15 protein-coding genes are annotated in these 19901 nt (G+C 51.1%); 9 read left to right on the top strand and 6 right to left on the bottom strand.

Annotated features, from left to right (window positions below; translation table 11 throughout):
* Positions 1-9 precede the first annotated feature (9 nt).
* Together idnO and HX773_RS03890 are read left to right on the top strand one after the other, a co-directional pair.
* The gene (idnO, locus tag HX773_RS03895; RefSeq protein WP_176970517.1) at positions 10-774 is read left to right on the top strand and encodes a gluconate 5-dehydrogenase; all 765 of its coding nucleotides are present in this window, start codon (positions 10-12) and stop codon (positions 772-774) included.
* 79 nt (positions 775-853) lie between these two features.
* Positions 854-2173 (top strand): gluconate:H+ symporter, encoded by a 1320-nt coding sequence (locus tag HX773_RS03890; RefSeq protein ID WP_008103467.1) that lies wholly within the window; start codon positions 854-856, stop codon positions 2171-2173.
* Positions 2174-2203: 30 nt separating this feature from the next.
* Here HX773_RS03890 and HX773_RS03885 read toward each other — a convergent pair whose 3' ends face one another.
* Positions 2204-2923 carry a polyphenol oxidase family protein gene (locus tag HX773_RS03885; protein WP_176970516.1) on the bottom strand — a complete coding sequence of 240 codons (720 nt, stop codon included), beginning with the start codon at positions 2921-2923 and terminating at the stop codon, positions 2204-2206.
* A 109-nt stretch (positions 2924-3032) separates the two neighbouring features.
* Here HX773_RS03885 and HX773_RS03880 point away from each other — a divergent pair, with 109 nt between their 5' ends.
* The 3 genes from HX773_RS03880 to HX773_RS03870 all read left to right on the top strand — a co-directional run bounded on the left by HX773_RS03880 (position 3033) and on the right by HX773_RS03870 (position 7733).
* Complete coding sequence (locus tag HX773_RS03880; RefSeq protein ID WP_176970515.1) at positions 3033-3842, top strand: 5'-nucleotidase, lipoprotein e(P4) family; 810 nt, start codon at positions 3033-3035, stop codon at positions 3840-3842.
* Between the two features lie 682 nt (positions 3843-4524).
* Positions 4525-6000, top strand: a complete 1476-nt coding sequence (locus HX773_RS03875; RefSeq protein ID WP_176970514.1) for a SulP family inorganic anion transporter — start codon at positions 4525-4527, stop codon at positions 5998-6000.
* Positions 6001-6308: 308 nt separating this feature from the next.
* A complete protein-coding gene (locus tag HX773_RS03870; RefSeq protein WP_176970513.1) occupies positions 6309-7733 on the top strand; it encodes a GGDEF domain-containing protein in 1425 nt (474 codons plus the stop codon).
* Between the two features lie 16 nt (positions 7734-7749).
* Here HX773_RS03870 and ddlA read toward each other — a convergent pair whose 3' ends face one another.
* Complete coding sequence (gene ddlA, locus HX773_RS03865; protein ID WP_176970512.1) at positions 7750-8844, bottom strand: D-alanine--D-alanine ligase; 1095 nt, start codon at positions 8842-8844, stop codon at positions 7750-7752.
* Positions 8845-9112: 268 nt separating this feature from the next.
* Between ddlA and HX773_RS03860 the strand changes: the two genes are divergently transcribed.
* The 4 genes from HX773_RS03860 to HX773_RS03845 all read left to right on the top strand — a co-directional run bounded on the left by HX773_RS03860 (position 9113) and on the right by HX773_RS03845 (position 15575).
* Positions 9113-11413, top strand: a complete 2301-nt coding sequence (locus HX773_RS03860) for a type I secretion system permease/ATPase (protein ID WP_176970511.1) — start codon at positions 9113-9115, stop codon at positions 11411-11413.
* Positions 11410-12651 carry an HlyD family type I secretion periplasmic adaptor subunit gene (locus HX773_RS03855; RefSeq protein WP_176970510.1) on the top strand — a complete coding sequence of 414 codons (1242 nt, stop codon included), beginning with the start codon at positions 11410-11412 and terminating at the stop codon, positions 12649-12651. Before HX773_RS03860 ends, HX773_RS03855 begins: the two co-directional genes overlap by 4 nt.
* A 5-nt stretch (positions 12652-12656) precedes the next feature.
* Positions 12657-14528 (top strand): TolC family protein, encoded by a 1872-nt coding sequence (locus HX773_RS03850; RefSeq protein ID WP_176970509.1) that lies wholly within the window; start codon positions 12657-12659, stop codon positions 14526-14528.
* Positions 14529-14870: 342 nt separating this feature from the next.
* Complete coding sequence (locus tag HX773_RS03845; protein ID WP_176970508.1) at positions 14871-15575, top strand: MgtC/SapB family protein; 705 nt, start codon at positions 14871-14873, stop codon at positions 15573-15575.
* 440 nt (positions 15576-16015) lie between these two features.
* On the opposite strand, the gene HX773_RS03840 is transcribed toward HX773_RS03845, so the two are convergent.
* The 4 genes from HX773_RS03840 to HX773_RS03825 form a co-directional block, all read right to left on the bottom strand.
* Complete coding sequence (locus HX773_RS03840) at positions 16016-16708, bottom strand: nucleotidyltransferase domain-containing protein (protein WP_176970507.1); 693 nt, start codon at positions 16706-16708, stop codon at positions 16016-16018.
* A complete protein-coding gene (locus HX773_RS03835; protein WP_176970506.1) occupies positions 16705-17862 on the bottom strand; it encodes a pentapeptide repeat-containing protein in 1158 nt (385 codons plus the stop codon). Before HX773_RS03835 ends, HX773_RS03840 begins: the two co-directional genes overlap by 4 nt.
* 147 nt (positions 17863-18009) lie before the next feature.
* Entirely contained in the window at positions 18010-18996 is a 987-nt protein-coding gene (locus HX773_RS03830; protein WP_218168132.1) for a tyrosine-type recombinase/integrase, read from the bottom strand.
* Between the two features lie 67 nt (positions 18997-19063).
* The gene (locus tag HX773_RS03825) at positions 19064-19666 is read right to left on the bottom strand and encodes a hypothetical protein (protein WP_176970504.1); all 603 of its coding nucleotides are present in this window, start codon (positions 19664-19666) and stop codon (positions 19064-19066) included.
* Positions 19667-19901: the final 235 nt, after the last annotated feature.

The following is a 19901-nucleotide window of genomic DNA, read 5'->3' as shown; positions in this document are numbered from 1 at the left end:
GGAGCAGTGATGAGTCAGTTATTTTCCCTCGAAGGCAAGCGTGTGCTGCTGACCGGTTCGGCGCGTGGCATTGGATTTCTGCTGGCGCGCGGCCTGGCGGAAGCCGGGGCTGAAGTGATCGTCAACGCCACTACGCATGAAGGCGCAGAGAAGGGCGCGGCGCAGCTGCGTGAGATGGGCTTACGTGCGCACGCCAAAGCGTTTGATGTCACGCAATCGGCGCAGGTGAAGCAGGCGGTGGATGAGATCGAAGCGGAGTGGGGCGCGATTGATGTGCTGGTGAATAATGCCGGCATCCAGCGTCGTCGGCCGTTCCTTGAATTCCCGGAGCAGGACTGGAATGACGTTATCGCGGTCAACCAGACCGCCGTATTCCTGGTTTCGCAAACCGTAGCGAAAAAAATGGTCGAGCGTCAGCAGGGTAAAATCATCAATATCGGTTCGATGCAGAGTGAGTTAGGGCGCGACACCATTACGCCTTACGCGGCCTCCAAAGGCGCGGTGACCATGCTGACGCGCGGCATGTGCGTGGAGTTGGCGCGTCACAATATTCAGGTGAACGCCATTGCGCCGGGCTATTTCGTCACGGAGATGACTCAGGCGCTGGCTGACGATCCTGCTTTTACCGGTTGGCTAACCAAGCGCACGCCAGCCGCTCGCTGGGGCAAACCGGAAGAGCTGATTGGCGCGGCGGTGTTCCTCGCTTCCGGTGCGTCGAACTTCGTTAACGGGCATCTGCTGTTCGTTGACGGTGGCATGCGCGTCGCCGTGTGATGCCTGAGCGCGGCTGGCGTTATCGTCGGGCCGCGCCTAAACCTTAATCACCCCTCTGTATTCCTAAGGATAATAAAAAATGCCAATAACCATCATTGTGCTGGGTGTGATACTGCTGCTGGTGTTGATGATTGTATTTAAGGTCAATGGTTTCATTGCTTTAGTGTTTGTCTCGGCGGTGGTCGGTATTGCCGAAGGCATGACGCCGCTGAATGTCATGGCCTCGATCCAGAAAGGTATCGGCTCGACGCTGGGAGGATTAGCGATGATCCTCGGCTTCGGCGCCATGCTCGGGCGGCTGGTTTCCGATACCGGTGCCGCACAACGCGTGGCTACCACGCTGATCGCCGCGTTTGGTAAAGAGCGGCTGCAATGGGCGCTGGTGGTGACCGGACTGATAGTCGGCCTGGCGATGTTCTATGAAGTCGGCTTCGTGCTGCTGCTGCCGCTGGTGTTCACTATCGTGGCGGCTGCCGGTTTGCCGCTGTTGTACGTCGGCGTGCCGATGGTGGCCGCGCTCTCTGTCACTCACTGCTTCCTGCCGCCGCATCCTGGCCCAACGGCGATTGCCACCATCTTTGGTGCTAATCTCGGTACCACGTTGCTCTACGGCATGATCATCACCATTCCAACGGTGATTATTGCCGGACCGGTTTTCTCGAAGTTCCTTAAAAGCTTTGAGAAGTCACCGCCGGAAGGGCTGTATAACCCAAAAATCTTCACGGAAGAGGAGATGCCGGGCTTCGGTATCAGTATTTTTGCCGCGGTAATTCCGGTGGTGCTGATGGCGATTGCCGCCGTCTTCGAGTTGACCACGCCGAAAGAGAACGCGCTGCGTCAGTTCTTTGAATTCATCGGTAATCCGGCGGTGGCGCTGTTTATCGCGGTGGTGATTGCGGTGCTGACGTTAGGGCTGCGCAATGGCCGTAAGATGGAAGAAGTGATGGATATGTGCGGCGAATCGATTGCCGCCATCGCCATGATCATCTTTATCATCGCGGGCGGCGGTGCGTTTAAACAGGTGCTGGTGGACAGCGGCGTGGGTAACTACATCGCCGATATGATGAAGGGATCGTCATTGTCGCCACTGCTGATGTGCTGGACGGTCGCGGCGATGCTGCGTGTGGCGCTGGGTTCAGCCACGGTGGCGGCCATCACCACCGCTGGTATTGTGACGCCGATTATCGCTGCCACGCATGCCGATCCGGCATTGATGGTGCTGGCGGTGGGCTCCGGCAGCGTGATCGCTTCACACGTTAACGATCCCGGCTTCTGGCTGTTTAAGGGCTACTTCAATCTGAGCGTGGTGGAAACCCTTAAAACCTGGACGGTGATGGAAACGCTGATCTCGATTCTCGGTTTAGCCGGCGTGTTGGCGCTCAATGCCATAATTCACTGATCGATAAGGCTTCACAAGGACGTGAAGCTCTTAACCTCGCGTGCGGATCCACGAGAAACGGGACTGATAGCCGCTGTCAAAATGGGTGTTGTAGCGATAGCTGGAACCCGATTCCGCCATGCAGTAGGTACAGACGTTCAGCACTTCAATATGTTCCGCCACAATTCCCCGCTGTAACAACAAGCGTCGCGCCAGATGAGGCAAATCAAACCAGATTCCATCTTGCTGGGCCCGTGCCTGCGGACGGATCGCTTGCGCGTTGTGCGGCTGCTGAGTGAAGTAGGGTAACGGCGGAAGATCGTTACGATCCTGCATCTGTGTCACCAGATCTTTACCCAGCTCATAGCAGCACGGCCCGATCGCTGGACCGATAGCGACACGCAGCGTTTCACGGCTGGCGCCGCGCTCCAGCAGACGATCTATCGCGTTGTTCAACACGCCACCGAGCGTGCCTTTTAATCCGGCGTGCACCGCCGCAACCTGCTGTTGTTGCGGATCGGCAAATAACACCGGCAGACAATCGGCGGTATACACCGCGACCGGCAGATGATCTTCGCCAATCAAACCATCTGATTCGCAACGCTTAGGCGGGATGTTTTGGCTTGCCAGCAACACATTGGCGCTGTGACGCTGTTGGCCATAAGCCGCCTCTGGCGGAACGGGCTGGCCAGCCGGCTGAAACGCGTATTCTAGCCAGGAAAAGTCATCCAATAGTCTTGATCGTGGACCGCTGTGTGGGTGCTGTGCCATAAGTGTCTCCTCTCACCAAACCGCTGCTTTCTGCTGCCCACAGCTTACGTTAACTGCTACATTTTTAAAGCTTTACAAAAACTGACCCTAATCACTTAAGGATGAAATGATGAAGAAAACCACCTTGCTGGCGGCATCCGGCTTAATGGCGCTGGCATTAACCGGTTGCGCGCAACCTTCCAAACAGCAGGCTCAGCAGCAACTCGGCCAGCAATCGGTGCTGGCGGTGAACTGGTTCCAGCAATCCGGCGAATATCAGGCATTGAGCTGGCAGGCGTTTAACAGCGCGCGCATGGCCTTCGATCAGGCACCATCGCTGGCGGGGAAACCGAAAGCGGTTATCGTCGATTTAGATGAAACGATGATTGATAACAGCGCCTACAGCGCATGGCAGGCGAAAAACGGCCAGCCCTTCTCGGGTAAAACCTGGTCAGCGTGGACGCAGGCGCGTCAGGCAACGGCCGTTCCGGGCGCAGTGGAGTTTGCCAACTACGTTAATAGCCACGGCGGCACCATGTTCTATATCTCCAACCGCGATCAAAAAGACTATGCCGCAACGGTGGAGAACCTGAATAAGCTCGGCTTCAGCGGCGTGAGCGAGAAAACGGTGCGGTTGAGTACCGGCAATTCCAACAAGCAAGAGCGCTTCGACGCGGTGAAAAACGCCGGTTACAACGTGGTGCTGTATGTGGGCGACAATCTGAATGACTTTGGCGGTTCAACCTGGCATCAGGGAAATGCGCAGCGTCAGCAGTTCGTTAGCCTCAATCATCAGCGTTTTGGCACCCAATTCATTGTGTTACCGAACCCGCTGTATGGCGACTGGGAAAGTGGCATGGCGGAAAACTACAACAAACTGACGCCTGAGCAGCAATTGCAGGTGCGTGAAGCGCGAATGAAAGCGTGGAACGGTAAATAATTCGTCAGGTGAAATAGCGTCTGCTTAGGCAGGCGCGTTCATGTCCTTTTCAGGTCCATCAATATTTACATAACGCCGTAACTATTATTCCCCTCACTATTTTCCTGATCTCTTACTTAATTCATCGCGAGTGAGTAGCGAAATATATCGTCTTATTTGCTGAGTGGCAGTGAATCTCACTAATCATAAATTTTTTAATTAGGATTTCTCCCAACTCAAAAGGTTTAATTTATAGCGTCAGTAGAAAGGCATAAAATTAATATGTGTATTTTTTTGTAATTGCACTAGAAATATTACATTTAAAATTACGTTTATTTAATTGTTAATATTGGTTTTTATCGACTTCTCTCATTATTACCCTCCTTGCAAAAACTTACCTGATTCATACGTTTGCTGAAGTTTTATTTACAAAAAGACTCACTTTATCGACGTCAGAAATATTCATTATGCAAGGTGAAGCTTAAGCGTCTATAAACTATTTCTGTGAGGAAGTTCTGCTTTCATCCTCAATTGTTCTCCATAGCCGCGTTTAATGACGTCGCTATTTGCCTGAAAGCGATATTTTTAAACGTTGAGAGAAGATTATTGTGATGACCCTGAAACCCTTATTAGTGATAAATCGTAGTCTGGCCTTGCAGCGCCGCGCGCGGTTAATTCAGCAATCTGCAGAGGAATCAACGCCATGAATTTAAGCACGCTTCGTCAGGATATTCCGGCAGGTTTGGTGGTGTTTCTGGTCGCGCTGCCGCTCTGTCTTGGCATCGCGCAGGCGAGTGGATTGCCACCCTTTGCGGGTCTGCTCACCGGCGTGATCGGTGGTTTGCTGGTTACCGCGCTGAGCCCCTCGCGCTTTGCGGTTAGTGGTCCGGCGGCGGGATTGGTGACGATTGTGGTCGCGTCGATCGCCACGCTCGGCAGCTTTTCCGCCTTTCTCACCGCGCTGATTCTGGCGGGTGTGTTGCAGTGCCTGTTTGGCTTACTGCGTGCAGGACGTTTTATCGCGTTAGTCCCGAGCAGCGTGATTAAAGGCATGCTGGCGGCGATTGGTATTTTGCTGATTATGCAGCAAATTCCAGTGGCATTCGGCGCGGCGGGCGATGTCGAGCTGCTGTCGCTGGTTAACGGGGAATTTCAATTTTCGAGCAGCGCGATGCTGGTTGCTGGCGTGGGTTTAGCTATTTTGTGGCTGTGGACCACGCCGCTGATCAAATCGGTCAAAGCGCTGAGCTGGATGCCCGGCCCGCTGGTGGCGGTGCTGGTGGGTTGTGCCGCCACGGTGTTTGGCGATCGCCTGTTTCCAGCGTTAGCCGAAGGCTTGCCGCGTATCGCGCTGCCCGCGTTCGACAGCATGTCGGCGCTGGTGGCTGAGCTGGAAACGCCAGACTGGCAAGCATGGCAGAACCCTGCGGTGTGGATGGTGGCGATAACGCTGGCGCTGGTCGCGAGCCTTGAAACGCTGCTCAGTCAGGAAGCGCTGAAGAAACTGCGTCCGCAACATCCTGCACCTTCACCCAACAAAGAGATGTTTGCGCAGGGCATTGGTAACCTGACTGCCGGATTCCTTGGCGCGATGCCGATTACCGCGGTGATCGTGCGCAGTTCGGTGAACGTCAGCGCTGGTGCGCAAACCAAACTGTCGATTCTGATTCATGGTGTGCTGCTGTTAATCTGCGGCCTGTGGTTCAGTAAGCTGCTTAACGCGATCCCCCTTGCCAGCCTTGCGGCGGTGCTGCTCTATACCGGCTACAAGCTGGCCACGCCGCGCCTGTTCATTGAGCAGATGCGCATGGGACCGCAGCAATATGTGCCATTCCTTGCCACCATCGGCGGCATTATCGTGTTTGGCATGCTGGCCGGCATCGGAATTGGCATCGCTACGCAAATCCTCTACAGCATCTATAAAAGCCATCGCAACGCCTTGCAACTCACGCGTCATGACGATCACTACGTTTTACGCCTCAAGCAGAATCTGACCTTTATGCACAATCCAAAGCTGCAGGGATTGCTGGCAGAGATCCCGGAAAACAGCGTGGTGATTGCTGAACACGGCAATGCGCAATATATGGATCCCGATGTTAAAGCGGTGCTCAAAGACTTTGGTGAAAACGCACGCGAACGTGGCATTCGTTTGAGTCAGTGGCCTGTTGCGGTGAAATAGCCATAAGTCTGCGCTGGAACAACAGTTTTAAAACTAAAAAATCGGATATCTCGGATAGCCGATTTTTTTATTTGCAGGGCATAATTGCCGCAAGTTTTATCCTTTGTCTCTGGCGTTTCCACAATGCCATTTGGCCCGACGCTGCTTTTTATGGCAGGTTGAGCGCCGCCCAGCCGCAGAGTAGGATGACGAACACTTGCTTAATTACCGAATCATCGCACGGTTATTTCCGGTTTAATGCTTGCTGATGCTGATGCTTATGGCTGATGGCTGATGGCAGCACTTTCCAGGTTACAGGGTTCAGACGTATGCGCGTTATGCTGTTTGAAGAGAATAATTTTAAAAAGAATGCTCTCACGCTGTTCTTCATTACGCTGTTTTTTTGCTTTATCGGCAGCCATTTACGCATCCCCGAAGAGTTCTCGCTATTCTGGCCGGTGAATGCGCTGGTGGCGGGATTGATAGTGAGGAATCCGTTTTTGCACACCACCTCCAGCTATCTGGTGTGCTTCAGTGCGATGATTTTTAACGACACGGTATTTTCCGGCTGGGCGCTACCGGCGTTTACCGTCAATTTTGCCAATATTCTGTTTATCCTCGTCGCGGTCAGCATGCTGATCAAACATCTGCAGCGTCCTTCCGCCCACAGTCAGGTGTTCAATGCCATGCGCATTTTCCCCGCCTGTTTTCTTGGCGCGGCGGCTTGTGCGACCTGGGGCGCATGGGCGCAGGATATCGATTTCAATGCGCGCTTTATCGTGGCGTGGGGCGACTGGTTCAGCGAACAGTTCTCCACTTCGCTGATGCTGTTGCCGGTGATGCTGGCGCGCCCGCTGCGTACGGTTTCCCCGCGCACCTTGCTGCATCCCGGCAAACTGCTGCCGCTGGCGGCGGTCATCCTGTCGCTGATTGTTGGGGCATTGATTGGCGGAGCCGGCAGCCTGACATTCCCGGTTCCTGCGCTGATCTGGTGCGCCATCGTGTTGCCGATTCCGTTGACCAGTCTGGTGATCCTGATAACCGGTATCACGGAGATTGTGCTGGTTTCGCACGGTGTGATGAACATTCAGGGTGACGATGCGCTGCTGCCGATTAGCCATCTCACCTCAGCACGGCTTGGCGTCGCCACCGTTGCGCTCAGCCCGCTGCTGGTGGCGGTGAGCATGGATGCCATTCGCCAGCTGAATCACCGCCTTGCACTTCGCGCTAATTTTGATTTTCTCACCCAGCTGCTGTCCCGCTCCGGTCTGTATGAAAGCCTGCGAAATGAACCTTTTTCACTGCAGCGGGAAGCCGGCGTAGTGATGCTTGATGTCGACTATTTCAAAGCCATTAACGACAACTTCGGCCACGATGCCGGCGATTGTGTGCTGGAAGAGATTGCGCGGCGTATTCAGCGCGTGGTCGGCAATCGTGGCATGGTGTGTCGCTTTGGTGGCGAAGAGTTTGTGGTGGTGATGTTCGATTGTAGCCACAGCCAGCTCTATCAGCTGGCCGAAACGGTACGTCAGGCGATGGTCAAAGAGAAGTTCTGGATTCAGGGCAACACGGTAACGGTAACTGCCAGTTTAGGCCTGGCGCGCGGCAGTGCGCAGAACGAACGTGAATGGCCGAGCGTGATCAATCGTTTAGTGTCAGCGGCGGATAAGAATCTCTATCTCTCCAAACGCAATGGGCGTAATCAAACCTCACCGGCGATGGAGCCGCGCAACATGATGAATGACGTGGCCTGAGCCACGTCATGGCGATTTAAACGCTGCTTTTCAGTTGGCTGGTCTGCTGGTGACGTTGCTGCGCCAACTCAATCAGACGGGAAATCAGATCGCTGTAGCTCAAACCCGCTGCCTGCCATAACTTCGGATACATACTGATGTTGGTGAAACCTGGCAAGGTATTCACTTCATTGACAATGATCTCGCCGCTATCCGTCAGGAACACGTCAACACGCGCCATGCCAAAACACTCCAGCGCCTGAAACGCAGTAATCGCCACCTGACGAATTGCCTCGCTGGCTTCATCGCTGATTGCCGCTGGCACCACCACTTGCGCACCGCTTTCGCTGATGTATTTGGTGTCGTATGAGTAAAAGGCATCATGCACCACCACTTCGCCGCACGGGCTGGCTTCTGGCGCATCGTTGCCCAGCACTGCACATTCAATCTCGCGTCCTTTAATACCTTGCTCAATCAAGACTTTGCGATCAAACGTAAAGGCGAGATCCAGCGCGGCATCGAATGCTTCCGGGCTGTCTACTTTGCTTACGCCGACGGACGATCCCTGATTAGCCGGTTTGATAAACAGCGGCAGACCGAAGCGCGCAATCACGGCCTTAGCATCAATATTTGCTCGCTGTGCCTGCGTCACGCTCAGCCAGGGTGCGACGTTCAGCCCGGCATCACGCAACAGGCGCTTGGTGAAATCTTTGTCCATGCTGACGGCAGAACCGAGCACGTCAGAGCCGACAAACGGCAGATTCGCCATGCGTAATAAGCCCTGCAGCGAACCATCTTCACCCAGCGTGCCGTGCACGATTGGGAAAATCACATCCAGCTGTGAAAGCGGCTGCGCTTGCTGACGGGTAATCAGCTGCTGGGAAGAACTGCCCGGAACCAGCGCGACATTTTCACCTGAACGATTTAGGGCAATCAGCTTCGGATTCTCAGCGTTGAGCAAGAATCCTGAGGCATCATTGAGATGCCATTCGCCCTGTTTATCAATCCCCAACAACACCACCTCATATTTGCTCTTGTCGATGGCTTCGAGGATGTTTTTGGCTGATTGTAATGACACTTCATGCTCGGCCGATTTGCCGCCAAACACGATCCCTACGCGCTGTTTTACCATTGCTAATTGTCCGATTGCGATAAAGCGAGCCAGTAAGATAACACGCCCAGGACAGCCATCAACAGCCCTGCTTTTTCCTACGTAACTCAGAGTAAAACAGCCCATCTCAGCCTTCTCAGTCACGAGTTTAAACAATTATTCATAACCGTTTGAGACAAGTCTTGGACGGCTGAAAACCTGCCTTCTGTCAGAATTTTCCCAATTCAAACAGGTGCAACGGTGGGCAATGTGCTCACCGTTTTTTTGTCAGGTTTACAGGAGTCGGGAAATGGTCGACCAGAAGCAGGATGCTGTGGAGCAGGATGCGCGTTCTGTTGCTCGTATTGAAACCACGGTAGATGACACGCTGTTAAAAAGCGTGGCTTGGATCTGCAAACACTACAAACGCGAGAAAAGTGAAGAAGCGCTGGTGGCAGGTTTGCCAAAAGCGACATTGCTCTCACCATCACAGGCCATGACAGCGCTGGAAAACGCCGGCATTACCGGCGGCATGGTTGAGCGTCGTCTGCAGGATCTCCCGGAACAGTTGATGCCGATGATTCTGCTGCGCAAAGAGGGCGGCGGTTGCATTGTGCTGTCGCGCCGCATTCACACTAATGAGGAGAATCAACGCGAATTGCGCTTCCAGCTGGTGATGCCAGAAGTCAGCGCTTCAGCCGTTGAGATGAGCCTGGCAGAACTCAATGAGATCTACGCTGGCTTCGCCGTGATGGCGAAACCCACGGCTGTGGTCGATGAGCGCGCCAGTGAAATGCTGCCGGAAGTAAAAGGCCATTGGCTGTTTACCACGTTGTGGCGCTATCGCCGTTATTACCGCAGTGCGGCAATTGCTGCGGTATTGATCAACGTTCTCGGCCTTTCCAGCATCTTCTTCACCATGAACGTCTATGACCGCGTGGTGCCGAACCAGGCATTCGTGACGCTGTGGTCACTGGCGATTGGCGTCACCATCGCGATGATCTTCGAAGCAGTCACGCGTTTCGTGCGTGCGCATCTGCTGGATATGGCCGGTAAAAAGGCGGATTTGGTACTCGGCAGTATGCTGTTCCGTCAGGCACTTTCTATCCAGATGGAACACAAACCCGCTTCCTCCGGTACCTTCGCCAACCAGATTCGTGAATATGAATCGGTGCGTGATTTCGTGGCATCCGCCACGCTGGCGGCGATTTCCGATCTGCCTTTCATTCTGATGTTTGTTGGCGTGATCTTCTTTATCAGCGGTCCGCTGGCGATCATTCCTTTGATGATGATCCCGCTGATCATCATCGTCAGTGCGGCGATCCAGTGGCCGCTGGCGCGCATCATGAAAGAGAACCTGCGTGACGCCTCACTGAAACAAGGTGTGCTGATCGAATCGGTTGAAGGTATGGAAACGCTGAAAGCGGTGGGCGGTGAAGCGCACATGCAGCGCCGCTGGGAAAACTTCAGTGCACTGCAATCCGCTAACTCGATGAAATCCAAACGTTACTCGACGCTGGCAACCGGCGTGGTGACATTCCTGCAGCAGTTCCAGACGGTGATGTTGGTGGTTGCCGGTGTTTATCTGATCAACGAAGGCACGTTCACCATGGGTGCGATGATCGCCACCGTGATGCTCGCCAGCCGCGCCACCGGCCCGCTCGGTCAGGTTATTGGCTTGGCTGTACGTTATCAGCAGGCAAAAGCGGCGTTAACTTCACTCAACAAGCTGATGGAGATGCCTGTCGATCGTGACAGCAGCAAAACCTATCTCACCGATCCGCCGCTGAGTGGTGAGATCACGCTGACCAACGTCAACTTCTCCTATCCAGCACCGCCAATGAAGCCGAACCCGGAGATCCTCAAAGATATTTCGTTGAGCATCAAAGCGGGAGAACGCGTCGCGATTCTGGGCCGCATCGGTAGCGGTAAATCCACCTTATTGCGTGTGATGGCGCGTCTCTACCAGCCGGTGAAAGGTCAGCTTTCGGCTGATGGTCTGGATGTGAACCAGATTGATCCAGCGGACTGGCGCAAGGCGGTGGGTTTTGTCGGTCAGGATGCGCGTCTGTTCTACGGCACGCTACGTGAGAACGTGATGATTGGACGCCCGGACGCCACCGCCAATGAGCTGCTGCGCGTGCTGAATCTGACCGGTTTGGATCATGTCGCCGCACGCCATCCAAGCGGGATCAATTTAACGGTTGGCGAGGGCGGTGAAGGCTTGTCTGGCGGTCAGCGTCAGCTGGTTTCACTGGCGAGAACACTGCTAACTCGTCCCAAAGTACTGCTGATGGACGAACCAACCAGCGCCATGGATAGCATGACGGAAAACCAGTTCCTTGCGCACTTACGTCGTGCCAGTGAAGGGCACACGCTGATTGTGGTGACGCATCGTCCATCCATTCTGGCATTGGTCGATCGCATCATCGTGGTGGAAGAAGGAAAAGTGGTAGCGGATGGCCCGAAAGATCAGGTGCTTGCCGCGCTGGAAGGAAAAAATAAAGCCCGCCAGCAGCCGCGTCAGGCGGTTGAACCGGCGGTACGTGCGCCAGCTCCCGCTAACGATTCAGCGCCGACGGATGCAGTAGCAGAGGAGGCCGCAGTATGAGCAAGTTAATGCCATGGCGTAAGAGCGAGAAAGGTATGTCCGCTGCTGATGCCGAATTTATGAATGACGTGCAGGCTTCTCTGCTGTCGCAAACCACGCCGGGTTCTAAGCTGGTGATGTGGATCATCATCGCGGTGTTAGTTGGGGGCCTGACCTGGGCAAATTACGCACGAGTAGAAGAGATCACCAAAGGCGATGGCAAGGTCATCTCACGCAGCCGTGAACAGGTTATTCAAAGCCTGGAAGGCGGCATTCTGGCAGAGATGAATGTGCGTGAAGGTACGGTAGTGGATCGCGGTGATGTGCTGCTGAAAATTGACCCGACGCGCGCCCAATCCAGCTATCGCGAAGTACTGAGCAAAGTGGTGGGTCTGAAAGCCAGTATTGCCCGCTTGCGTGCCGAAGCTTATGCGCAGCCGCTAGTGTTTGATGAGCAGGTGAAGAGCGATCCAGCCGTTGTGGCGCAGGAAACTAAAGCCTATGAATCGCGTAAACGTGCGCTGAATGACAGCATTAACTCGCTTCAACGAAGCTATGCATTGTCGATGCGCGAGATTAATTTGGCGGAACCGTTAGCCGCAAAAGGTTTGCTGTCCGAAGTCGAATTGCTGCGTATGCAACGCCAGGCTAACGACATTCAGGCACAGATTGTTGAACGTCGTAACCGCTATCAATCAGAGGCTAATACCGAGCTGGCGCGTCTGGAGCTGGAGCTGGGTCAGGTTAGCGAAAACCTCATTGGTCGTGCCGATATCGTTGATCGCACTACGATTGTGGCCCCGGTGCGCGGTACGGTGAAAAACGTGCGCGTTAACACCATTGGCGGTGTCATTCAGCCGGGTGAACACATCCTCGAAATCGTTCCTCTTGAAGAGCAACTGCTGGTGGAAGGGAAAATCCGTCCGTCTGATGTCGCCTTCCTGCGTCCTGGTTTGCCGGCCAAGGTGAAAATCACCGCCTATGACTTTGCCATCTATGGTGGACTTGATGGGCACGTGGAATACATCAGCCCGGATACCCTGAAAGACGATCAGAAAGCCGCCAGCGGACGCCCGGATGATACCTACTATCGCGTACTGATCCTGACGGATAAAAGCACGCTGCATGCAGGTAACAAAGATCTGCCGATCATTCCCGGCATGATCGCCACCGTTGAAGTGCGCACAGGTGAGAAAACTATTCTCGATTACCTGCTGAAGCCGGTCCTGAAAGCCAAAGAAGCATTCCGCGAGCGTTAATAATCATGAAAAATAATAACAAGATGCGCCATGCACAGGCGCGTCATCTCTCTCTGCTTGCCGTTTGTATCGCGGTTGTGATGGCACCTGCGGTTAACGTCATGGCTGATTCCACCAGTGAATTAATGATGTTTGCAGAAATGAGCGGCCAGCGTCCTGTCGCTGCGGCACCGGTGGCGGTTGCTCCAGTGCGGGCTCCGTCGGTACCGGCAGCGCTCGCACCGGTGGCGGTTGCTCCAGTGCGAGCTTCGTCGGTACCGGCTGCGCCGGCGCGCACGCAATCTGCGCCACCGGCAACTTTTTCCCAGCCGGCAAGAACAGTAAATGCCCCCATTGCACCGCCAGCGGTCGTTGAACTTCCACCGCGTAGTGAAATTGTGCAGCAAGCCGCACCGATCAGCAGCAAGCCGATTCAGCCAGCGGAAATTCAGGGTGGCGGCTTCCTGACTGAGGAGCAGCGTCGTCCAGAACCAAAGCCGTTCAATCCGATGCAACCGGCGCGCAATGTTAGCCAGCAGCAACCTGCAGCAACGACGACCTATGCTCCGGCTGAAAGCGCTAAGGCGGATTTTAATTATGTCAGCCCGCCAGTGGGTACCAGTGCGGCAGTATCGGATTCACCCGTTACTTTAAGCGGCGGTGCCAATGAAACCGTCGCAGATAGTGAAGTACGCCAAAAATTTCTCTCTGCTGCACGCATCACCTGGCGCATTAGTCCGTCATTGAAATCCTACATTGCCCAGGGCGATGCCGCCGCAGCCAGTGTGGATGAAGCGAAGGGGCAACGTTGGCCGCAGGTTGATGTCAGCGCCGCTTCCGCAACCAAAGAGTTTGGTAGTGGGACGAAGAATTATGAATATCAAGGTAATACGCCATCTTTAGGTGTTTCAGTGGCGACTAACCTTATCGACTTCGGCCAAACCAGTCGCACTATCGAAAGCCGTGAAGAGCGTGTGACATCTGCGCTGCAATCGGTACAGGCACAGCGTGAAGACCTGGCTATGCAGGTCAGTAATGCCTTGATTGAGTGGAACAAACAGCAGCACGTCATTGCGATCAGCAAGCAGTATCTGGCGCGCATGGCGGAGTTGACCAAAATGCTCAGCGGCATTGTTCAGTCAGATACCGGACGTCGTAGTGAACTGACGCAGGCAAAAGGGCGCTTGCTGCAGGCACAAAGCTATTTGGAAAACGCTGAATCGCGCGCACGTGATGTTGAAATCACCCTGCAGCGCCTGATGGGCAACAGTCGCGTGACTTTACCGGCCAGCGATAAGTGGGCGTTACCTTTTGGTGATTTAAATCGTCAGCTCGCAAGCCTGGATGTGCATCCACTGATCTTGCGCGCCAGCGCTGAAGAGCGAGCGGCCTTCAAAGAGGCGGAGGCGATCAAAGCTTCTGGTCTGCCCAAGCTCAACTGGACGGTAAGCAAAAACACCCGTGAAGATCAACTCGGACGCCAGCAGGCATGGCAAACCGGCCTGAACGTTAGCTGGGGCTTATTCCGCGGCGGTTCAACCAACGCACAGGAAATTGCGGCGATTAAACGCGCCGAAGCGAGTCGTCAGCAGGTGCAGGAGCAGCGCCGCGATCTGGAAAACCGTGTGCGTGCTGCCAGCCAGAATGCACACTCAACTGCAGAGCGCGCCGTTTTGTACAAAAACCTGATTGTGGAATCCGATCGTATTCGTAAGGACTTCTTTGATCAGTGGTATCACTTAGGCCGCCGTTCATTGCTGGACGTATTGAGCGCAGAAAGCGATCTGTACAACAACCAGGTCAGTGAAGTCAGCAACCGTTTTGATAGCTATGCCGCCATTATCAGCGGATATGCCAACTCGGGCACGCTGAGTCGCTGGCTAATGACGGGACGTTAACGTGCACATAAACCCGCTTCGGCGGGTTTTTTGTCATGAACCTAACGTAAACGAACTGGCTTTTTGAGTTGGCAACGCGGCGCAAATCACTTTAGAATCGCGGCGAATTTTTACCCAAGAGGAGAACGGCATTGGACACTAGTCCCGGACGATTACAACAGGACCTCGCGTTAAGATAGCCTTCACGCTGTCTTAACTGCGCGTTAAGACGGTGGATTTCCTTCCAGAATCACCCCTTTTCATAAGCACAATACGGCTGATTCCCAGCGGTATTCGCCCTGTCTGTAATCCATTTTTTAACCTGTTGTTCCGCAGATAAAGAGCTGCGGATTGAGGTCTATCATGGATTGGAAAATCTTTTTACTGCGCGTCACCGTGGCGCTGGTTTTGGGCGCGCTGATCGGCAGTGAGCGCCAGCTACGTCAACGTATGACCGGATTGCGCACCAATGCGCTGGTGAGTACCGGCGCTTGTCTCTTCGTTCTGATGACACAAAGCGTGCCCGGCATCGCCACCGATGCGTCACGCGTTGCGGCTTATGTGGTTTCCGGTATCGGTTTCCTCGGCGGCGGTGTGATCATGCGTGATGGTTTGAACATCCGCGGATTGAATACCGCCGCCACCTTGTGGTGCACCGCCGCCGTCGGCGTGCTGTGCAGCATGGGATTGCTGCTGGAGGCGACCATCGGCTGCATGGTGATCCTGTGCGCGAATATTCTGCTGCGTGAACTGGCTTTGGGCATTAACCGCCAAACTATCGTCTCAGCCGCCGAAGCGATACAACACTATAAAGTACAAATCATCTGCCTCGCGCAGGATGAAGTTCAGGTCCGCAGCCTGATGCTGCACACGCTGGGCGGCAGCGGCTTACGTCTGCAATCACTGCACAGTGAGGACATGGATCCGCCGCATCGCATGGAGGTCAATGCGGAAGTGATTGGCAATCCAACTTTGACCGATCAGCTGGAAAGTCTGGTTAGCCGCATTAGTCTGGAGAAGGGCGTAAGTTCGGTGCGGTGGCAGGTGAGTGAGTTGGAGCGTGATTGATAATTAAATGTGCTTTAGAAAACCTGTCGCCATTTAATCGCCACTTTGAATGACAAACAAAAAAGCCACCTTGAAATAGGTGGCTTAATAGCATGAATAATTTCACTAAATTTGGTGGCCCCTGCTGGGTTTGAACCAGCGACCAAGCGATTATGAGTCCCAACTTGAAGTGAGTGAAATCAGTAACTTACTGATTTTTATGTTTTCTTGAGGCCGAATAGTGATGAAAAGTGGCACATAGCGTTGAGCTCTGCTGCCACTTTGCTGCCACTTTCATGGGAGCTAACGAACACCAGATTTTATCTAAGAATTGTCACTTATGATTCAAAGGTGAAGACAAAAAAGCTTCTTTTAGACTTGTATTTCTCGACTAACGCATAATAGAAGAAAATCATTCAAGTATTATTTTCTCCTTATAAAGCTTAATCTTGAATAGGAAGTTATGGTTCATCATAAAATGAAGGGCTTGTAAATATACTATCTAAAGTGGCAACAACTATTCCACTTGAGAAATTATTACGAACAATATCTTCATTGTGATTTTTATAATGGTCTAAGAAAGTAGATAGATAATGAAGGACTCTATCATTCCTTTCTTTATTTGACTTCGCATCTATCAGAGAGAAAGAATCTTTAAAGTCGAGTCCTGATTCCATGCAAGATAATGCAAGCTTACTCTTTGAGAATATTGGTTTTCTATCTTCTACCGAAATAGATATTAGAATTGTCCGAACGCACCAAGAAATTCGTTTGTTTGCAATAGCCCAGTTAGTTATATTATTCTTTTCATTTAATATTGTTTTTGCCAGATAAAATGCAGTTGCAATATCAATATTGTAGTTGTCTTTGTAATTAAACTTTTCTTTCAAGTTATTGAAGATACTAGGATTATAAATACAAATGCCTTCAAGCAGGATGTGGAGGACAAAAATATTACCAGATTGTGCCATCCTTGTTAACTCATCTAAAGAATATAATGATAAGTTAACCTTGCCATTTTCTCTTACGGTTCTTAATGTGGATTTGTTGATGCCTAATAAGTCAATGTCAGAATCTTCATTTGCATCGTTCGTAGCATGGCTCCCAAAGAGAACTAAGCAAGATATGTCATCATTTTTAATTAAATCAATCATATACGGTTAATGCTTATTTTATTGATGATCGTAGGAATGCTGATAGCATACCAAGTCAGCCCGAGTAACATATTAGATAAACATATAAGTTGATATATATAATCATCTTTTGCTCCAATATACTTAGTATAACCTGCTAAGAAAGTAATATCAAAGCTCTCTATTACACTCTTTATTATATTTTGGAATAATGGATCGGATACCTGTTGTGAATCAGGTCCGTAAAAAAAGTAAACAAATGAATAAAATGCCAAAATCAGGGTTCCGAAAAGAGCACATCTAGTAACGCTCGCTCCCCACCCATTCAGAAAACCTAAAGTATTTAATATGACTGTTTCGAGAGGCATCGCGCATTTTACAAACCAACACTTGATATGTGTCCACGACTTGGAAAAGAAATTTGATTGTTTTGATTTTTTTATTTCCCATATTTTTTTATGATGCCTGTCTTTTATTTTTAATTTGTATATTTGTCTGACTGCATCATAATAATATGTATCATCACCATTCTTTGAAACCGACTCGAAAACATTCCTTGAAAGTTTGACCATTGATGTGTACATCTTTGATTTTTCTTCATCAAGGTCCTTGTTAGGGTGATTTTTGCAGTAATCTTTAGTAGCATAGATGTAAATTGATTTTATTAAATTGCTTGGCAATATTACGCTTTCAGTAAAGACAGTCGTTCCTCCTGAAATGGATATTTTTGAAAATCTACATAGATCGTCGAATCTACATCTATTAAATCGAGTTAAAGCAAAAGAAACATTAGAGAAAGAGCAATTCACGAAATTAACATCGTTTAGGCATGAATAGCCAAAATATGCTTTTTCGAATGTGCAGCCTCTAAATGTTATTTTTTTACCTTCATTATCACCAATAAAGTCACATGTGTTAAATTGAATGTCATCAATATATAATCTATCTGCTTTCTCCTTGACGCTCTCTAGGGTTTCATCAACGCCCTCTGGTGCTTCATAAGTCAAATCAATTATATAAGACTGAAACTGCTTATGGTTAGTAGATAGTTCACCGATGTCATATATACGTATCTTAATAAAATTATGGATATTTACACTTTTATCGTAAGTGACATCCCACACATTATTAATCCTGTGATTATCACTTGTAACCTTATTCGTATTATCTTTCATTTTAGTCAGGTGGTTAAGTTTTATGGTTATCAACATTTATGCTTATTGGAACAGTTAGATCAAGGACTTTGTTCCTTAAGCTCAGAGATAATGTCTACATATCATGATATTGGGCGACTTAAGATTACATTGATGGAAAGGGCGCCGCTATTGTTGGTCAATTTTACTAAGAGGATTAAGCTCCGTTGCTTCAGCAAGATGTTCCGGAGCAAAGTGCGCATACCTCATCGTTACCTTTATATCCGTGTGGCCCAAAATCCGCTGAAGCACAAGTATATTACCTCCGTTCATCATAAAATGAGAAGCAAAGGTATGGCGCAAAACATGGGTGAACTGGCCTGCAGGTGTTTCGATACCGGCACGTTGCATGGCCTTTCTAAAGGCTGAGTAACAAGGTTTAAAGAGCACCTGCGCTTTCCTACTGGATGGCAGATCAGCCTGTAATTTTTCAGTTATCGGCACCGCTCGGTTTTTCTTGCCTTTAGTTTTCACGTAGATGATCTGACCGGCGCGGATTTGGTTTCCCTTCAAGCCTTCAGCCTCACTCCATCGTGCGCCAGTTGCCAGACAGATTTTCACAATGGTCGTCAGATCTTTAGATCGGCTATTCTCACATTCGGCGAGGAGGATTCTAATTTCCTCAATGGTGAGATATGCCATCTCGGATTCACTGATCTTAAATTCGCGCACGTTCTCTAGCGGGTTAGGTGCGGTCCATTCATCTAACCGGCGTAACTCGTTAAACATAGCCCTAAAATACGCCAATTCTAAATTGACCGTTCGAGGCGTAACTGTCTTCACTCGAGTGGAGCGTGTGAGCTTTCCGCTTAACCGCTGCTCGCGATAAGACGCAAAAATTTTCGCGTTAAACTCGGTTGCGAGTGGGTTTCCCATCGCCTCGCAGGCGAACGACATTGTGGTTCGCCGCTTCTCACCATCCGCCAACGTAATGCCATGCGTGTTGAACCACAATTCAACCAGCTCAATTACCCGCCGCTTATCTGCTTTCTCTCCCAGCCAGGGCTTATCTGCAGCCTGTTCTTTAACGAACTTCTCATAGGATTGTGCTTCGCCCTTCGTCGCAAACTGGCGGCGAATCCTTTTGCCGTCACGGCCGTTTGGGAAAACAGTCAAGCAGGCCACGGCACTGGACGCGAAATATTCTCCCCGTCATCGGTTAAAAATCCGCTAACCAGACCCGCTAACATTTCTTCTTCCATTTGAGCCTCGCCTTGCTGACGGATGCTGGTGTTCTGTCTGGAAATAAACTTCTAATTTCAGCCGGAGTTTTATCCAGATTTTTCAATAGCAGAGAGGTTTCTTCCTCGCTCCACTTACGGGCTAGTGTTAACCCTTCAACTTTGATCCCCATCTCGGACGCTTTAATTCTCACCGCCTCCGCCGTGCGGCCAATCATTTTCCCCACTTTGGTTCCCAGGACAGGATAGTACTCGACCAGAATCAGGCATTTTTCTTCGCTCCAGTTGCGAGCGCTGGATATTCCTAAAGTGATAGCTTTGTGGAAAATGGTTTTTCGTGATCTTCCCGGTAGCAGTTGCATAACTGAGCTGATCCCGTCACCGCGTGCATAGTTGATGCGCAGGATTTCCATTTCTTCATCAGTCCAAAGTTCACGGGGACCCTTGCTACAGCCCATTGAAGAGGCCTGACTTCGCACTGCCGCCGCCGTTCTGCCCAGCTTTAGTGCTACGCTTGCTGCACCATCTTTCTGATAATGTTTCTCAACATAACGTAACTCCCGAAGCGTCCAGCGGGAGCGGTGATTACGACACTTCGGCTTCACAAAATCATCCTAGGTTAACAATTAGCTGAATTGTATTATTGATTCCCGTAAAAGTATCTCTCCGGATGAATAGCTCCAAAATCTAAAAAATAATTTTGGGAATATTCCTAGGTGTTTTTATAGTGCTCATCAGTTGCTTAACCGCAATCTTAAGAAATTTCCTATATAAATCAGATCACAAAGATCGCCTCGCTTTATTGCCTTCCTAAAATTCCAGCTATATATTCGCGCGGTA

Origin of the sequence: Pantoea sp. B9002 (assembly GCF_013385945.1) — a bacterium.
Taxonomy (GTDB): domain Bacteria; phylum Pseudomonadota; class Gammaproteobacteria; order Enterobacterales; family Enterobacteriaceae; genus Pantoea.
This window is presented reverse-complemented; position numbering and strand designations above follow the sequence as displayed.

Bases quoted from the DNA above. Each gene is read 5' to 3' on its own strand.
- idnO (WP_176970517.1), top strand. From the start codon at position 10: ATGAGTCAGTTATTTTCCCTCGAAGGCAAGCGTGTGCTGCTGACCGGT.
- HX773_RS03890 (WP_008103467.1), top strand. From the start codon at position 854: ATGCCAATAACCATCATTGTGCTGGGTGTGATACTGCTGCTGGTGTTG.
- HX773_RS03885 (WP_176970516.1), bottom strand. From the start codon at position 2,923: ATGGCACAGCACCCACACAGCGGTCCACGATCAAGACTATTGGATGAC.
- HX773_RS03880 (WP_176970515.1), top strand. From the start codon at position 3,033: ATGAAGAAAACCACCTTGCTGGCGGCATCCGGCTTAATGGCGCTGGCA.
- HX773_RS03875 (WP_176970514.1), top strand. From the start codon at position 4,525: ATGAATTTAAGCACGCTTCGTCAGGATATTCCGGCAGGTTTGGTGGTG.
- HX773_RS03870 (WP_176970513.1), top strand. From the start codon at position 6,309: ATGCGCGTTATGCTGTTTGAAGAGAATAATTTTAAAAAGAATGCTCTC.
- ddlA (WP_176970512.1), bottom strand. From the start codon at position 8,844: ATGGTAAAACAGCGCGTAGGGATCGTGTTTGGCGGCAAATCGGCCGAG.
- HX773_RS03860 (WP_176970511.1), top strand. From the start codon at position 9,113: ATGGTCGACCAGAAGCAGGATGCTGTGGAGCAGGATGCGCGTTCTGTT.
- HX773_RS03855 (WP_176970510.1), top strand. From the start codon at position 11,410: ATGAGCAAGTTAATGCCATGGCGTAAGAGCGAGAAAGGTATGTCCGCT.
- HX773_RS03850 (WP_176970509.1), top strand. From the start codon at position 12,657: ATGAAAAATAATAACAAGATGCGCCATGCACAGGCGCGTCATCTCTCT.
- HX773_RS03845 (WP_176970508.1), top strand. From the start codon at position 14,871: ATGGATTGGAAAATCTTTTTACTGCGCGTCACCGTGGCGCTGGTTTTG.
- HX773_RS03840 (WP_176970507.1), bottom strand. From the start codon at position 16,708: ATGATTGATTTAATTAAAAATGATGACATATCTTGCTTAGTTCTCTTT.
- HX773_RS03835 (WP_176970506.1), bottom strand. From the start codon at position 17,862: ATGAAAGATAATACGAATAAGGTTACAAGTGATAATCACAGGATTAAT.